The organism is Actinomycetospora sp. NBRC 106375 (assembly GCF_030269665.1).
Lineage (GTDB): Bacteria > Actinomycetota > Actinomycetes > Mycobacteriales > Pseudonocardiaceae > Actinomycetospora.
Genome location: NZ_BSTS01000010.1, coordinates 24,758 through 38,573, shown reverse-complemented (window position 1 = coordinate 38,573; position 13,816 = coordinate 24,758). Strand labels below are relative to the sequence as shown.

Sequence of the window (13,816 nt, the reverse complement as noted above, 5' to 3'; positions counted from 1 at the left end):
AAAACCACCGAGACCGGCCGCCCTCGACGCCGAGGGGTCGCCGGGGGAGGAGACGGCGATGACCGTCACCGCTGCCACGGACCTCGTCGCACCGGTCGCCGCCGGTCCGGGGTGGGCCGAGGAGATCCGCCGGCTCGCCCGGGGGCGCGACGCCGTGGTGCTCGCGCACAACTACCAGCGCCCCGAGATCCAGGACGTCGCCGACCACACCGGCGACTCGCTGGCCCTGAGCCGGGTCGCCGCGGCGAGCGACGCGAGCACGATCGTCTTCTGCGGCGTCCACTTCATGGCCGAGACCGCGAAGATTCTCGCCCCGGACAAGACGGTGCTCATCCCCGACGAGCGCGCCGGCTGCAGCCTCGCCGACTCGATCACCGCCGACGAGCTGCGCGCCTGGAAGGCGGAGCACCCCGGTGCCGTCGTCGTCAGCTACGTCAACACCACCGCAGCGGTGAAGGCCGAGACCGACGTCTGCTGCACGTCGTCCAACGCGGTCGAGGTGGTCCGGAGCATCGACGCCGACAGGGACGTCCTCTTCCTCCCCGACCAGTTCCTCGGCGCCCACGTCAAGCGCGAGACCGGGCGGGAGAACCTGCACGTCTGGGCCGGCGAGTGCCACGTCCACGCCGGGATCAACGGCGCCGAGCTCACCGCCCGGGCCCAGGCCGACCCCGAGGCCGACCTGTTCGTGCACCCCGAGTGCGGCTGCGCCACCAGCGCGCTCTACCTCGCCGGCGCGGGCGCCGTGCCCGCCGACCAGGTCCACATCCTCTCGACCGGCGGCATGCTCGACGCCGCCAAGAACACCACCAAGCGCAGCGTGCTCGTGGCCACCGAGGTCGGCATGCTCCACCAGCTCCGCCGCGCCAACCCCGACGTCGACTTCCGCCCGGTGAACGACCGCGCCGCCTGCGGCTACATGAAGATGATCACGCCGGGTGCCCTGACCCGGGCGCTGGTCGAGGGTCGCGACGAGGTCCACGTCGATGCCGAGACGGCGGCACGGGCCCGCGGCGCCGTCCAGCGGATGATCGAGATCGGCCGCCCGGGCGGTGGCGAGTGAGCTGGGAGACGTCCGCCGACCTCGTCGTCGTCGGCTCGGGCGTCGCCGGGCTCACCGCGGCCCTGGCGGCGCGACGGGCCGGGCTGCGCGTCGTCGTCGTCACCAAGGACGTGCCCGAGGAGGGCAGCACCCGCTGGGCGCAGGGCGGCATCGCGGTGGTCCTCGGTGACGTCACCGGCGACACCGTCGGCGCGCACCTGGGTGACACGGTCGCCGCCGGCGGCGGGCTCGTCGACGCCGTCGCGGCCGGGGCGATCCTGCGCGCGGGCCCCGCCGCGGTCGCGGCGCTGCGCGCCGAGGGCGCCGTGTTCGACGGGGCCCCGGAGCGGCTCGCCCGGGGCCGGGAGGGCGGCCACTCGGCGTACCGCGTCGTGCACGCGGGCGGCGACGCCACCGGCGCCGAGGTCGAGCGGGCCCTGCTCGCCGCCGCGCGCCGCGAGGAGCTGACGGTGCTCGCCGGGCACGCGGCGGTCGCGGTGCTCACCGGCGCCGACGGCAGCGTGCGCGGGCTCGAGGTCCGCGACGCCGACGGCACCGCCGGGCGCCTCGCCGCGCCCGCCGTGCTGCTCGCGACGGGCGGCGTCGGCGGGCTCTACGAGACGACCACCAACCCCGCCGTCGCCACGGCCGACGGCTGGGCGCTGGCGCTGCGGGCCGGGGCCACCCTGGCCGACGTCGAGTTCGTGCAGTTCCACCCGACGGCGCTGTTCACGGGACGGTCGTCGACGGGGCGCGCGCCGCTGGTCACCGAGGCCCTGCGCGGCGAGGGCGCCGTGCTGCGCGACACCGCCGGCGCGTCGGTGACCGCGGGCGTCCACCCCCTCGGCGACCTCGCGCCCCGCGACGTCGTGGCCGCCGCCATCACCCGGCGGATCTCCGAGCTGGGCGCCGAGCACGTCTGGCTCGACGCCACCGGCGTCCCCGACGTGGCCGCCCGCTTCCCGACCGTCGCCGGCGCCTGCGCGGCGATCGGCGTCGACCTCGCGGCCGACCCCGTGCCGGTCCGCCCCGCCGCGCACTACTCCTGCGGGGGCGTCGTCACCGACACCCGCGGGTGCACCGGGGTCCCGGGGCTCTGGGCCGCCGGCGAGGTCGCGCGCACCGGCCTGCACGGCGCCAACCGGCTCGCCTCGAACAGCCTGCTCGAAGGCCTCGTCGTGGGCGGGCGGGCCGCGGAGGACATCACCGCGGCGCTCGCGGGGCCCCGCCGGCTCGCGGCCGCCGTCGAGACCGCGACGGCGCCGGTCCCGGTCGCCGACCGCCGCGTCCTGCAGGGGGCCATGACCCGGGGCGCGGGGATCGGGCGCGACGCCGCCGGGCTCGCGGCGGCGTCGGACGCGGTCGAGGCGGCGAGCGCCGTCCGGGTCCCGAGGACGCGCGCGCAGGTCGAGGACGCCAACCTCACCCTCGCCGCCCACGCCCTGCTGGCCGCCGCCGGCTCGCGCACCGAGACCCGCGGCTGCCACGTCCGCCACGACCACCCGGCCACCGACGACCACTGGCAGCGCGCGTCGAGCACCGTCGTCCTCGACGGGGACGGCCGCCTGCACGTCGGCACCACGGACGCCCGGCACGGAGGTGTCGCATGACCATCGCTCCTGCTCTCCCGGAGACCCTCGACCCGGCCGAGGTCGACGCCGTCGTCGCCCGCGCGCTGGACGAGGACCTGCGCGACGGCCCGGACGTCACGACGACGGCGTGCGTGCCCGCGGGCACCGTCGCGGTCGGCGAGTTCCGCACCCGCCCGGCGGGCACGCTCGCGGGGATCGGGGTGGCGGTGCGGGTGCTCGAGCGGGTGTGCGGGCCCGACCTGGAGGTGCTGGCGGCGCGCACGGACGGCGACCGCCTCGACCCCGGCGACGTCGCCCTCGCCGTCCGGGCGCCGCTGCGCACCCTGCTGACCGCCGAGCGGACGGCGCTCAACCTGCTCGGCCAGCTCTCGGGGGTCGCGACGGCGACGTCGGCGTGGGTCGACGCCGTCGCCGGTACCGGGGCGCGCATCCGCGACACCCGCAAGACGGTGCCCGGGCTGCGGGCGCTGCAGAAGTACGCCGTGCGCTGCGGCGGCGGGGTGAACCACCGGATGTCGCTCGGCGATGCGATCCTGATCAAGGACAACCACGTGGCCGCGGCCGGGTCGGTGACCGCGGCGTGGCGGGCCGCGACGGCGGCCGCCCCGCACCTGTCCTGCGAGGTCGAGGTCGACTCGTTCGAGCAGCTCGAGGAGGCACTGGGGTTGGACGTCGAGCTCGTCCTGCTCGACAACTTCACGCCGGCGATGACGGTCGAGGCGGTGGCCCGCCGCGACCGGACGGCGCCGGGAACCGGCCTCGAGGTCTCCGGCGGCCTGACGATCGACACGGCCGCCGCCCACGCCACGGCCGGCGTCGACTTCCTCGCCGTCGGCGCCCTCACCCACTCCGCCCCGGTCCTCGACCTGGGCCTGGACCTCCGTACGTGAGCGAAGTTCCGGGCTATAGCCCCAAAGTTCGCTCACGTACGGTCGTCGTCGGCGGCGGGATCGCCGGGATGTCGGTGGCCGCGGAGCTCGCGCGGGACCGGGACGTCGTGCTCGTCGAGCGCGAGCGCGAGCTCGCCCGGCACACCACCGGCCGCTCGGCCGCGAGCTACATCCCCGGCCACGGGGCGCCGCCGGCGCGGGCGCTCATCGACGCGTCGTGGGAGCGCTTCGCCGCCCTCGCCGAGGACGCCGGCCACCCGTTCCTGCGCCCGCGGCCCTGCCTGCGGGTGGCCCACGACGCGACGGAGGCCCGCACCCTGCGCGAGGAGATCCTCCCGCTCTCCGGGGTCGACGAGCTGACCGTGGACGAGGCCACGAGACGCTGGCCCGCCCTGCGCCCCGACGCCCTGCACGCCGCCGCCGTCGTCGAGGACGCCCAGGACGCCGACCCGCTGGGACTGCACCAGTACTACCGCAAGGCGCTCCGGGCCCGCGGCGGGACGATCCGCACCGGCGCCCCGGTCACGGCCCTCGAGCGGACGAACACCGGCTGGCGCGTGACCCTCGGCGACGAGCGGATCGACACCGACGAGGTCGTCCTCGCCGCCGGCGCCTGGACCGACCGGCTGCTCGCCCTCGCCGGCGCCGCACCGGTGGGCCTGCGTCCCCTGCGGCGCACCATCGCGGTCGCGCGCATCCCCGAGGGCGCCCCGGTGCGCCGCGACGACCCGTTCGTCGTCTCCGCCGGCGAGCGCTGGTACGCCAAGCCCGAGGGCGAGCACCTGCTCGTGTCGCCGTCCGAGGAGACCCCGGCCGAGCCCGGCGACCCGCGCCCCGACGAGCTGGACGTGGCCGCGGCCCTGGAGGACGTCAACGCGGTGACGACGCTCGGCCTGCGCTCGGTCGTCACGAGCTGGACGGGGCTGCGCTCGTTCGTCGCCGACCGCGCCCTGGTGATCGGCGACCGCCCCGACCATCGGGGCCTGCACCTCCTCGCCGGGCAGGGCGGCTCGGGCATCGAGACCGCGCCCGCCGCCGCGGAGCTCGCGGCCGCCGTGATCCGCGGGGACGCGCCGCCCGACGACGTCCTCGACGCCCTCGCCACCCACGGGACGAGCCTCGACGCCGTGCTCGCCACCCGGATCGGGGCGTCGCAGGGCGGTCGCTAGCCTTCCCCCGTATGGGGGACACCTCGAGAATCCGGCGCGCGAGCGCCCTCGTCCTGGCCGTGCTCGCGCTGGCCCTCGCCGGATGCGGCACGAGCGGCGGCCCGGCACCGGCCGCCCCGCAGGCCGGCGCGCCGGCCGCCCCCCGCAACCCCGGCCCCGGCGAGCTGGCGCCCCTGCCCGCGCGCGGCGGGCAGGACGGGCAGCGCATCTGCGGCAAGACCGAGTCCACGCCGGTGGCCGGCGGGCGCTTCGAGGTGCAGAACAACGCGTGGGGCGACGACACCCCGCAGTGCACGACGGCGTTCGACACCGGGTTCGCGGTCGACGCCCAGCACGACAAGGACTCCGGCCCCGCCGCCTACCCCTCGATCGTCATGGGCTGCAACTACGGCACCTGCACCCGCGACGCGCCGTTCCCGCGTCCGGTCGCCGACCTCGGCGACATCCGCTCCAGCTGGGCGGTCACGACGCCCCGGCGCGGCGACTACAACGTCGCCTACGACGTCTGGCTCGACCCGACCCCGCGGCGCGAGGGCGCCAACACCGGCGCCGAGCTGATGATCTGGCTCGACCGCACCGACCGCGTCCAGCCGATCGGCGCCGAGCGGGGCACCGTCGAGATCGGCGACGCGCGGTGGGCCGTCTGGACCGGCGAGAACCAGGGGACGCCGGTGATCTCCTACGTCCGCGAGGAGGCGACCACCCAGGTGCTCGACCTGCCGATCACCGACTTCGTCACCGACGCCACCCGCCGCGGCGTGGTCGCACCGACCTGGTTCCTCACCAACATCCAGGCGGGCTTCGAGCCCTGGATCGGCGGCGACGGCCTGACCACCGACGCCTTCGCGCTCACCCGCAACGGGGTCTGAGACCCGAAAGAGTCGATCTCTTCCGGGTGGGGCCGTTCCCCCACATGGCACGCCAACCGTAACTTCTGTCGCGACGAACGGTCGAGACGCGAGGATGGCGGAAGATGAACGGTCGACGACGGGCGATGAGCGGACTGATCGTGGTGCTCGCGGCCGTGCTCTCGGTGCTGCTGGGCGCGAGCCCCGCCACGGCGGTCACGGCCACGACACCGCGCGTGGACGGCACGCGGGTCTGCGACAAGTTCGGCTCGACGCCGGTCGAGGGCGGGCGCTACGAGGTGCAGAACGACGTCTGGGGCGCCGACACCCCGCAGTGCGTCACGGCGTTCGACACCGGCTTCGTCGTCGACCCGGCCGACCACCACAAGGAGGACGAGCCGGCGTCGTACCCGTCGATCGTCTGGGGCTGCAACTACGGCAACTGCACCAAGGACAGCCCGTTCCCGCGCCCGGTGTCGCAGCTCGCCGGCCTGAAGTCCTCCTGGGCCGTCACGGTCCCGCCGGCCGGCGACTACAACGTCTCCTACGACCTCTGGATGGACCCGACGCCCCGTCGCGACGGCCGGCCCACCGGGCTCGAGCTGATGATCTGGCTGCGCCACACCGACCGCGTGCAGCCCATCGGCGAGAAGAAGGCGGAGGTGGACATCGCTGGCACGAAGTGGGACGTCTGGCTCGGCGCGATCGACCTGCCGACGATCAGCTACGTCCGCCACGACCCCACCGACGAGGTCCGCGACCTGCCCCTCGACCAGTTCGTCACCGACGCCCAGAACCGCGGCGTCGCGAAGCCCGAGTGGTACATGACGAGCGTGCAGGCCGGCTTCGAGCCCTGGATCGGGGGCGCGGGCCTGGCGACCCGGTCGTTCGCCGCGAGCCTGCCCGACGCGTCACCCGCACCCTGAGTCCTCCCGCACCGAGTCCTCCCGCAAGGCGTCGATCATCCGACGGTCGCGCTTCGTGGGGCGCCCGGCGCCGCGATCGCGCACGGCGATCGGCGCGGGGCGCTCCTCGGGCGGCGGGGGCGGCGGGGTGTGGTCGACGTAGCAGGTGACGGCCACGGGCGCCCCGACACGCTTCTCGATCACCTTGGCGACCTCGACGATCCGCGGGATCTCGTACACCCGCGTGCGGACCGTGTCGCCGGGCTTCACCGTCGTCGCGGGCTTGGCGGGGGTGTCGTTGACGCGCACGTGCCCGCCGCGGCAGGCCTCGGCGGCGTCGGCGCGGGTCTTCGTCAGCCGCACCGCCCAGAGCCAGCGGTCGACGCGGGTGGACTCCATCGCTCCCAGCATGGCACCGCGCTCCACGGGATAACCGGGAGAACGTGCAGCACGGCATCATGATGTTCCCGACCGACTACGCCATCGACCCGGCCGAGCTGGCCCGGGAGGTGGAGAACCGGGGCTTCGACTCGCTCTGGTTCCCCGAGCACAGCCACATCCCGACGAAGCGGGAGTCGCCGTACCCCGGCGGCGGCGACCTGCCGCGGATGTACATCCACACCTACGACCCGTTCGTCGCCCTCACCGCCGCCGCGGCCGCGACGTCGACGCTCCAGGTCGCCACCGGCATCTGCCTGGTCATCCAGCGCGACCCGATCCACACCGCCAAGCAGGTCGCGAGCCTCGACCGCCTCTCGGGCGGTCGCTTCCTCTTCGGGATCGGCGCCGGCTGGAACCGCGAGGAGATGGCCCACCACGGGGCGAACCCGAAGACCCGCATGCGGCTCATGGCCGAGCAGGTCAAGGCCATGAAGGAGCTGTGGACGCAGGACGAGGCCGAGTTCCACGGCGAGTTCGTCGACTTCGACCGCAGCTGGGCCTGGCCCAAGCCGGCCCAGCAGCCGCACCCGCCGGTGTACGTCGGCGGCATGGGGCCCGGCGTCGAGGACCGCATCCTCGACTACGGCGACGCCTGGCTGCCGCAGCGGGTCGGCCCGGACAACATCGGGCAGTTCGAGGAGCGGGCGAACGCCCTCCAGCAGCGGGCCGCCGACGCGGGCCGGGGCCCGATCCCGATGTCGCTGTTCGGCGCCGAGACGTCGCCCGAGGCGCTCGACGGCTACCGGCGCATCGGCCTCGAGCGCGCCATCCACGGCGTCAGCTCCTCCGACCGCGACACCGTCCTCAAGGAGCTCGACGAGCTCGCGAAGGTGACGGGCTAGCGCCCGTGCCCACCCTCGACGCCGACGACGCGCGCCGCCGGTTCGCCGCGGCGCGCGTCGCGCGCTTCGCCACCGTCTCCGGCGACGGGCAGCCGCACCTCGTCCCGGTGGTGTTCGCGGTCGAGGGCGACACGGTGGTCATGGCGGTGGACGCCAAGCCCAAGCGCCACCGCGACCTCAAGCGCCTGCGCAACATCGCGGACAACCCGGCGGTGTCGCTGCTCGTCGACCGCTACGACGACGACTGGGACCAGCTGTGGTGGGTGCGCGCCGACGGCACGGCGGCGGTGACCGAGGCCGACGACGTGGTCGCCCGGGCCCGCGCGGCGTTGGGCGCCCGCTACCGCCAGGACCGTGAGTCCCCGCCCGAGGGTCCGGCGATCACGGTGGAGGTCACCCGCTGGTCGGGGTGGTCGGCGACCTGAACTCGTCGACGTGGCGGGCCGCCCAGGCGGCGAACGTGCCCGGCGGGCGCCCGGTGACGCGCTCGACGGTGTCGAGCACCGCGGTGCCGTCCTCGGTGTCCTCGCTGCGGGCGAGGATCGCGTCGACGACGTGCTCTCCGAACCCGGCGCGCACCATGCCGGCGCGCACGTCCTCGCGCGGGGGCTCGACGGCACGCAGCGGGCGGTCGAGGAGCGCGGCGAGGACGGCCAGCTCGTCGATCGGGGTCAGTGCCTCGGGCCCCGAGAGCTGGTAGGCCGCGCCCGCGTGCCCGGACGTGGTGAGGGCGACCGCGGCGACCGCGGCGATGTCGGCGGGATCGGTGGAGGCCGCGGGGCGGCGGGCGAACGGGATCGCGATCTCGTCGCCGCGCCGGATCTGCGGGATCCACGGCAGGGCGTTCGACATGAACCGTCCGGGCCGCAGGAGGGTGGAGGGCACCCCGCTCGAGGTCACCGCGTCCTCGACCGCACCCGACCACGCCGCGATGACGTCGTCACCCTCGCCGCCCCGGTACACCGAGAGCAGCACGAGGTGCCCGACGCCCGCGCGGACGGCGGCGTGGACCAGCGCCGGGACGTGGGTGGGCCGCGGCGCGCTGCCGACGGCCTGCGCGGACAGGAGGAACGCGCGGTCGGCGCCGGCGAACACGGCGTCCAGGCTCGCGGGGTCCTCGGCGTCGCCGCCGACGACCTCGACGCCGGGCGGCGCGTCGTAGGCGTCGGGACGGCGGGTGACGGCGCGGACGGGGTGGCCGTCGGCGGCGAGGCGTTGGACGAGCTCGCGGCCGACGTGGCCGGTGGCTCCGGTGACGACGATCATGACGTGCCTCCGTGGCGTGGTGGTCCGGCCGTCACGAGGACGGCGGTGACGACGGCGGCGGCGATCAGGGCGACCGCGCCGCCGGCGGCGGCCGCGGCGGCACCGCGGGACAGCGCGGCGACACCGGCGCCGAGCGTCGCGGCGGCCGCGACCGTGTTGAGCACCGAGACGCCCACCGCGCCGCCGACCTGCTGCGACGCGGAGACGACCGCGGCGGTGACCCCGGCGTCGCGTGGCCGGGCCCGGGAGGTCGCCAGGCTGACCGCCGGCGTCATCACCGCGCCCATGCCGACGCCGAGCAGGATCTCCGCCGGCAGGACCGCGGTGAGGTAGCCGTCGGCGGGGGAGAGGCGCGTCAGCAGGAGCATGCCGGCCGCGGCCACGAGCAGGCCGGGGACGATCAGGGTGCGCGGCGCGACGCCGGCCATGACGCGGCCGACGACCTGCGCGCTCGCGAAGAGCGCCGCCGACAGCGGCAGGAACGCGATCCCGGCGGCGAGCGGCGCGAAGCCCAGCACGACCTGCAGCACGTAGGTCAGGACGAGGAACGCGCCGAGCATGCCGGCCATCGCGAGGGCGACGGCGAGGCACGCGCCCGCGACGTCCCGGTCGGCGAGGATCCGCAGCGGGAGCAGCGGGTGGGAGGTCCGGCGCTCCCGCACGACGAAGGCCGCGAGCAGCACCGCGCCCCCGGCGAGCAGCGCGAGCGTCACCGGCGACGACCACGACCGCAGGACCGCCTGCGAGCAGGCCCCGAGCACGGCGACGAGCCCGCCGGTGACGAGGACGGCGCCGGCGACGTCCCAGCGGCGGCCGTCGCCCGACCCGTCCGGGACCGGCAGCACCCGCGCCCCCAGGCCCGCCAGCAGCGCGATCGGCACCGCCGCGAGCAGGCACCCGCGCCAGCCGACGGTCTCGGTGAGCACCCCGCCGAGCACCAGCCCGACCGCGCCCCCGCCGCCGGCGATCGCCCCGAACACGGCGAAGGCGCGGCCCCGCTCGCGGGGCTCGGTGAACGTCGTGGCGAGCAGCGCCAGCACGGTGGGCGCGAGCAGGGCGGCGCACGCGCCCTGGGCGCCCCGGGCGACCGCGAGCAGGGTCAGGTCCGGCGCCCGGGCGCCGAGCGCCGACGTCCCGGCGAACCCGGCGAGCCCGAGGCGGAACGTGCGGGCGCGTCCGAGGTGGTCGCCGACGCGCCCGCCGAGCAGGAGGAGACCCCCGAAGGCGGCGGTGTACGCGGTGATCACCCAGTGCCGCTCGGCGTCGGGGAACCCGAGGCCCGCCTGCGCGGACGGCAGCGCCACGGTCATCACCGTGGCGTCGAGGGCGATCATCATCTGGGCGACGGCGAGGACCGCGAGCGCCCACCAGCGGCGGGGCGCCACGACGGCCGGCGGGGCGGGCGAGACCTCTGGGGGTGCGTGGCTCATGGGGACCTCCGACGACGACGCCCATATCGTTAGGTATCTAACGGTTAGCTGTCAATCCCTTAGACATCGAACGATGAGCTACGCTGTCGCCGTGCCCGGACCTCCCGCCGACCCGCCCGTGGGTCTCGTCCTGACCGGTGCCGCCCGCGAGGTCGGGCGGGCCTTCGACGCGGCGCTGACCGCGGCGGGCGGCTCCCTGTCGACCTGGCTGGTGCTGCTGTCGCTGGCCACCCGCGCGACCGCGAGCCAGCGCGAGCTCGCCGAGGCCGTGGGCATCCAGGGCGCGACGCTGACCCACCACCTCGCCGGCATGGAGCGCGACGGCCTGGTGACCCGGCACCGCGACCCGGCCAACCGCCGCGTCCACCGCGTCGAGCTCACCGGGGACGGGCGGGCCGCGTTCCACCGGCTGCGCACGGTCGCCGTCGAGCACGACCGCCGCCTGCGCGAGGGCCTCACCGAGACGGAGCTGGAGACGACCCGGCGCGTGCTGGCCCGGATGCGGGCCAACGTCAGCCCGTCGGGGGGCTGATCGAGCGGTGGTGGGCGAACAGCCGCCGCTCGCGGGCCGTCACCGTGGCCATGACGCCGTCACGACGGGGCGTGGTGACCGCGCGCCGGTACTCCTCGGTGGCGAACACCTCCGGGCCGTCGAGCTCGTGCACCGCCAGGCGGTCCGGCCCGTCGCCCTCGACCCGCCGGAAGCGGGTCGCGCGCCGCCATCCGGGCACGGCCGCGAGCAGCTCGAGGTGCTCCTCGGCGTACCAGGCGTCGAGGACCCCGGGATCGGTGCCGGTCAGCCCGACCGTGAGCAGCAGGGGAGCGGGGCCGGGCGCGGGTGGACCCGCCCCGTCGAGCCGGGCGTAGACGCGCCGGTCGAGGGCGCCCAGCCGCTCGACCAGGGCGGCCTCGGCGGGGCTGCGCACCCGCAGCGCGGCGTACTCCGGCGAGGCCAGGGCCTCCCGCCGCAGCGGGTAGACGGCCAGCCAGCCGGGCTCGAGGCCGTCGACGGCCCGGAAGCGCTCGGCGCCGAGCACGCCCGGCAGGGCGGCCCGTGCCGGCGCGTGGTCGGTGTCGTACCAGCGGTGGAACTCCTCGTCCGGCACGTCACCGGGTGCCGACAGGACGAGGAGCAGGCCGTCGGCGCTGCTCACGGGAAGTCGAAGCAGGTCGTGGGGTTGTCGACGAGCAGCCGGTGCCGGTCGGCCGGGTCCGGCGCGATCCGCTCGACGAGATCGACCAGGTCACCGTCGTCGGGGACGTAGCCCGCGGTGTTCGGGTGCGGGAAGTCGGTGCCCCACACCACCCGCTCCGGGGCGCTGCGGACGAGCAGCGCCGCCAGGTCGGCGGCGTCCGGGAGCCCGTCCGGCGAGCCGGCCAGGCGATCGGCCCCGGACGTCTTGACCCACACGTCGCCGGTGTCGAGCAGGTGCCGCAAGGCGGTGACCGCGGCGGAGTCCGGGCCCGCCGACAGGTCCACCCGCGCGAGGTGGTCGACCACCACCCGCAACGGCAGCGAGCGCACGAGGTCGGCGTGCTCGGCGATCCCGTCGCCCGCGACGTGCAGGGCGAGGTGCCACCCGTGGGGAGCGACGAGCCGCACGATCGCGGCGATGTCCGCGGGCGACGGGGCGGCCCCGAGGTGCGGGGTGAAGTGCAGCCGGGCGCCGCGGACCCCCGCGTCGTGGAGACGGGCGACCTCGGCCGGCGCCGTGTCGGGCCGGATCAGCGCCACACCTCGGTACCGACCGGCGCCCCCGTCGAGCGCGGCGAGCAGCGCGGCGTGGTCGGTGCCGTGCACCGCCGACTGGACGATCACCGCGCGATCGAGGCCGAGGAGGCGGTGTCGCGCCTGCAGGTCCGCCAACGGCGCCTCGGGCGGGGTGAAGGTGCGGTCGGTCGCGTAGGGGAACCGCGTGACGGGGCCGAAGACGTGGCAGTGCGCGTCGCAGGCGCGGGGCGGCGGGGTCCAGGACGGGGCGTGCGGGTCGGGGTGGGGCCCGGGGTTGCGGGCGTCGGGGACGACCGAGGTCATCGGGTCTCCTCGCGTCAGTCGCACCGGGCGGTCATGCCGCCGTCGACGACGATCTCGGTGCCGGTCACGAAGCGGGCCTCGTCGGAGGCGAGGAACAGGGCGGCGGCCGCGGTGTCGCGCCCGTCGCCCATGAACCCGAGCGGGATGCGGGCGAGCCGCTGGGCGAGCAGGGCGTCGACGTCCCCGCCCGCGCGCTGGCCGGCGAGGCGCGCCTCGACCATCGGGGTGTGCAGCTGCCCGGGCACCACGGTGTTCACGCGGATGCCCTCGGGCGCGTACTGCACGGCCGTGACGCGCGAGAGCTGCACGACGCCGGCCTTCGCCGCGGCGTACCCGGCCTGCGCGGACCCGGTCCAGCGCAGCCCGGAGGTGGAGGCGACGTTGACGATCGCGCCCCCGCCGCGGCGGCGCAGGGCCGGCACCGCGTGGCGGCACCCGAGGAAGGCCGTCGAGAGGTTGACGTCGAGCTGCGCCGCCCACGCCTCCTCGTCGAGCTCGGCGACGCCGCCGGCACGGGACCCGCCGACGTTGTTGACGAGCACGTCGAGGCCGCCGAGGCGGTCCTCGGCGGCCGCGATCGTCGCGGCGACCTCGTCCGACGCGGTCACGTCCGCGACGTGCGCGGTCACCGTGCCGGTCTCGACGAGGGCGAGGGTGGCGTCCAGCGCCTCCCGGTCACGGTCCACCGCGAGCACCCGCGCGCCCTCACGGGCGAAGGCGACCGCGGTGGCCCGGCCGTTGCCCCAGCCGTCACCGACGCTGCCCGCCCCGGTCACGACCGCGACCTTGTCCGCGAGGCGGCCGGTCACGCCGCGTCCCGGCGGTCGTCGCCGACCTGCAGGGCCACGAGGAAGCGGGAGACCAGGTTGTACGCGCCGACGGTGACCGTCAGCTCGACGATCTCGCGGTCGTCGAAGTGCTCCCGGAGCCCGGCGAAGACCTCGTCGGGGACGGCGACGTCGCGGGTCATGGCCTCGGTGTAGGCCAGCGCCGCCGCGCGCCGGGGCGTCAGGGCCGCGGGCCCGCGCTCGCCGCGCAGGACGGCGACGTCGTCGTCGTCCAGCCCCGCGGCCCGGCCGAGCGGCTCGTGGGCGTGCCACTCGTAGTCGGCGCCGTTGAGGGCGGCGATGCGCAGGACGGCGAGCTCGCGCACGTCGCCGGCGAGCGTCCCGCCGGTGCGGACGGCGCCGAGCAGGTCGTTCCACCCGTCGGCGATCGGGGGGCTGTGCAGCAGCATCCGATCGAGCGGGGTGAGCGTCCCGCCGCGGCGGGCGACGATCCGTCCGGCGATCTCCGCGTCCGGTCCGGTCAGCGCGTCCGGGCCGACGTACTCCAGGCGGGGCATCTTCCTCCTCG

16 protein-coding genes are annotated in these 13,816 nt (G+C 76.3%); 9 read left to right on the top strand and 7 right to left on the bottom strand.

The window, feature by feature from the left end; translation table 11 throughout:
• Window positions 1-58: 58 nt before the first annotated feature.
• The 6 genes from nadA to QSK03_RS17530 all read left to right on the top strand — a co-directional run bounded on the left by nadA (window position 59) and on the right by QSK03_RS17530 (window position 6,467).
• Entirely contained in the window at window positions 59-1,063 is a 1,005-nt protein-coding gene (gene nadA, locus QSK03_RS17555) for a quinolinate synthase NadA (RefSeq protein WP_285654470.1), read from the top strand.
• Window positions 1,060-2,652, top strand: a complete 1,593-nt coding sequence (locus QSK03_RS17550; protein WP_285654468.1) for an L-aspartate oxidase — start codon at window positions 1,060-1,062, stop codon at window positions 2,650-2,652. Before nadA ends, QSK03_RS17550 begins: the two co-directional genes overlap by 4 nt.
• A complete protein-coding gene (gene nadC, locus QSK03_RS17545; RefSeq protein ID WP_285654466.1) occupies window positions 2,649-3,524 on the top strand; it encodes a carboxylating nicotinate-nucleotide diphosphorylase in 876 nt (291 codons plus the stop codon). Before QSK03_RS17550 ends, nadC begins: the two co-directional genes overlap by 4 nt.
• Window positions 3,521-4,693 carry an NAD(P)/FAD-dependent oxidoreductase gene (locus tag QSK03_RS17540; RefSeq protein WP_285654464.1) on the top strand — a complete coding sequence of 391 codons (1,173 nt, stop codon included), beginning with the start codon at window positions 3,521-3,523 and terminating at the stop codon, window positions 4,691-4,693. The genes nadC and QSK03_RS17540 overlap by 4 nt, the downstream gene beginning before the upstream one ends.
• A gap of 11 nt (window positions 4,694-4,704) precedes the next feature.
• Window positions 4,705-5,562 carry a GH12 family glycosyl hydrolase domain-containing protein gene (locus tag QSK03_RS17535; protein ID WP_285654462.1) on the top strand — a complete coding sequence of 286 codons (858 nt, stop codon included), beginning with the start codon at window positions 4,705-4,707 and terminating at the stop codon, window positions 5,560-5,562.
• 125 nt (window positions 5,563-5,687) lie between these two features.
• On the top strand, window positions 5,688-6,467 hold the full coding sequence (locus QSK03_RS17530) for a GH12 family glycosyl hydrolase domain-containing protein (protein WP_285654460.1): 780 nt from the start codon (window positions 5,688-5,690) through the stop codon (window positions 6,465-6,467).
• Here QSK03_RS17530 and QSK03_RS17525 read toward each other — a convergent pair.
• Window positions 6,453-6,845 carry an RNA-binding S4 domain-containing protein gene (locus tag QSK03_RS17525; protein WP_285654458.1) on the bottom strand — a complete coding sequence of 131 codons (393 nt, stop codon included), beginning with the start codon at window positions 6,843-6,845 and terminating at the stop codon, window positions 6,453-6,455. The two genes, QSK03_RS17530 and QSK03_RS17525, sit on opposite strands and share 15 nt — an antisense overlap.
• 44 nt (window positions 6,846-6,889) lie before the next feature.
• On the opposite strand from QSK03_RS17525, the gene QSK03_RS17520 reads away from it, so the two are divergent.
• Together QSK03_RS17520 and QSK03_RS17515 are read left to right on the top strand one after the other, a co-directional pair.
• On the top strand, window positions 6,890-7,729 hold the full coding sequence (locus QSK03_RS17520; protein WP_502872181.1) for an LLM class F420-dependent oxidoreductase: 840 nt from the start codon (window positions 6,890-6,892) through the stop codon (window positions 7,727-7,729).
• Window positions 7,730-7,734: 5 nt separating this feature from the next.
• Complete coding sequence (locus QSK03_RS17515) at window positions 7,735-8,154, top strand: TIGR03668 family PPOX class F420-dependent oxidoreductase (RefSeq protein WP_285654454.1); 420 nt, start codon at window positions 7,735-7,737, stop codon at window positions 8,152-8,154.
• On the opposite strand, the gene QSK03_RS17510 is transcribed toward QSK03_RS17515, so the two are convergent.
• Both QSK03_RS17510 and QSK03_RS17505 read right to left on the bottom strand, forming a co-directional pair.
• The gene (locus QSK03_RS17510; RefSeq protein ID WP_285654452.1) at window positions 8,123-8,995 is read right to left on the bottom strand and encodes an NAD(P)H-binding protein; all 873 of its coding nucleotides are present in this window, start codon (window positions 8,993-8,995) and stop codon (window positions 8,123-8,125) included. The two genes, QSK03_RS17515 and QSK03_RS17510, sit on opposite strands and share 32 nt — an antisense overlap.
• The gene (locus QSK03_RS17505; RefSeq protein ID WP_285654450.1) at window positions 8,992-10,425 is read right to left on the bottom strand and encodes an MFS transporter; all 1,434 of its coding nucleotides are present in this window, start codon (window positions 10,423-10,425) and stop codon (window positions 8,992-8,994) included. The genes QSK03_RS17510 and QSK03_RS17505 overlap by 4 nt, the downstream gene beginning before the upstream one ends.
• Before the next feature lie 73 nt (window positions 10,426-10,498).
• On the opposite strand from QSK03_RS17505, the gene QSK03_RS17500 reads away from it, so the two are divergent.
• Window positions 10,499-10,957 (top strand): MarR family winged helix-turn-helix transcriptional regulator, encoded by a 459-nt coding sequence (locus QSK03_RS17500; protein WP_502872180.1) that lies wholly within the window; start codon window positions 10,499-10,501, stop codon window positions 10,955-10,957.
• On the opposite strand, the gene QSK03_RS17495 is transcribed toward QSK03_RS17500, so the two are convergent.
• Genes QSK03_RS17495 through QSK03_RS17480 form a run of 4 tightly spaced genes read right to left on the bottom strand, consistent with a single transcriptional unit; the run spans window position 10,938 to window position 13,805 of the window.
• The gene (locus QSK03_RS17495; protein ID WP_285654444.1) at window positions 10,938-11,579 is read right to left on the bottom strand and encodes a hypothetical protein; all 642 of its coding nucleotides are present in this window, start codon (window positions 11,577-11,579) and stop codon (window positions 10,938-10,940) included. The two genes, QSK03_RS17500 and QSK03_RS17495, sit on opposite strands and share 20 nt — an antisense overlap.
• Window positions 11,576-12,460: an amidohydrolase family protein gene (locus tag QSK03_RS17490; RefSeq protein ID WP_285654442.1), complete on the bottom strand. Its 885-nt coding sequence runs from the start codon at window positions 12,458-12,460 to the stop codon at window positions 11,576-11,578. The genes QSK03_RS17495 and QSK03_RS17490 overlap by 4 nt, the downstream gene beginning before the upstream one ends.
• Window positions 12,461-12,474: 14 nt before the next feature.
• On the bottom strand, window positions 12,475-13,269 hold the full coding sequence (locus QSK03_RS17485; RefSeq protein WP_285654440.1) for an SDR family NAD(P)-dependent oxidoreductase: 795 nt from the start codon (window positions 13,267-13,269) through the stop codon (window positions 12,475-12,477).
• A complete protein-coding gene (locus QSK03_RS17480) occupies window positions 13,266-13,805 on the bottom strand; it encodes a carboxymuconolactone decarboxylase family protein (protein WP_285654438.1) in 540 nt (179 codons plus the stop codon). Before QSK03_RS17480 ends, QSK03_RS17485 begins: the two co-directional genes overlap by 4 nt.
• Window positions 13,806-13,816: the final 11 nt, after the last annotated feature.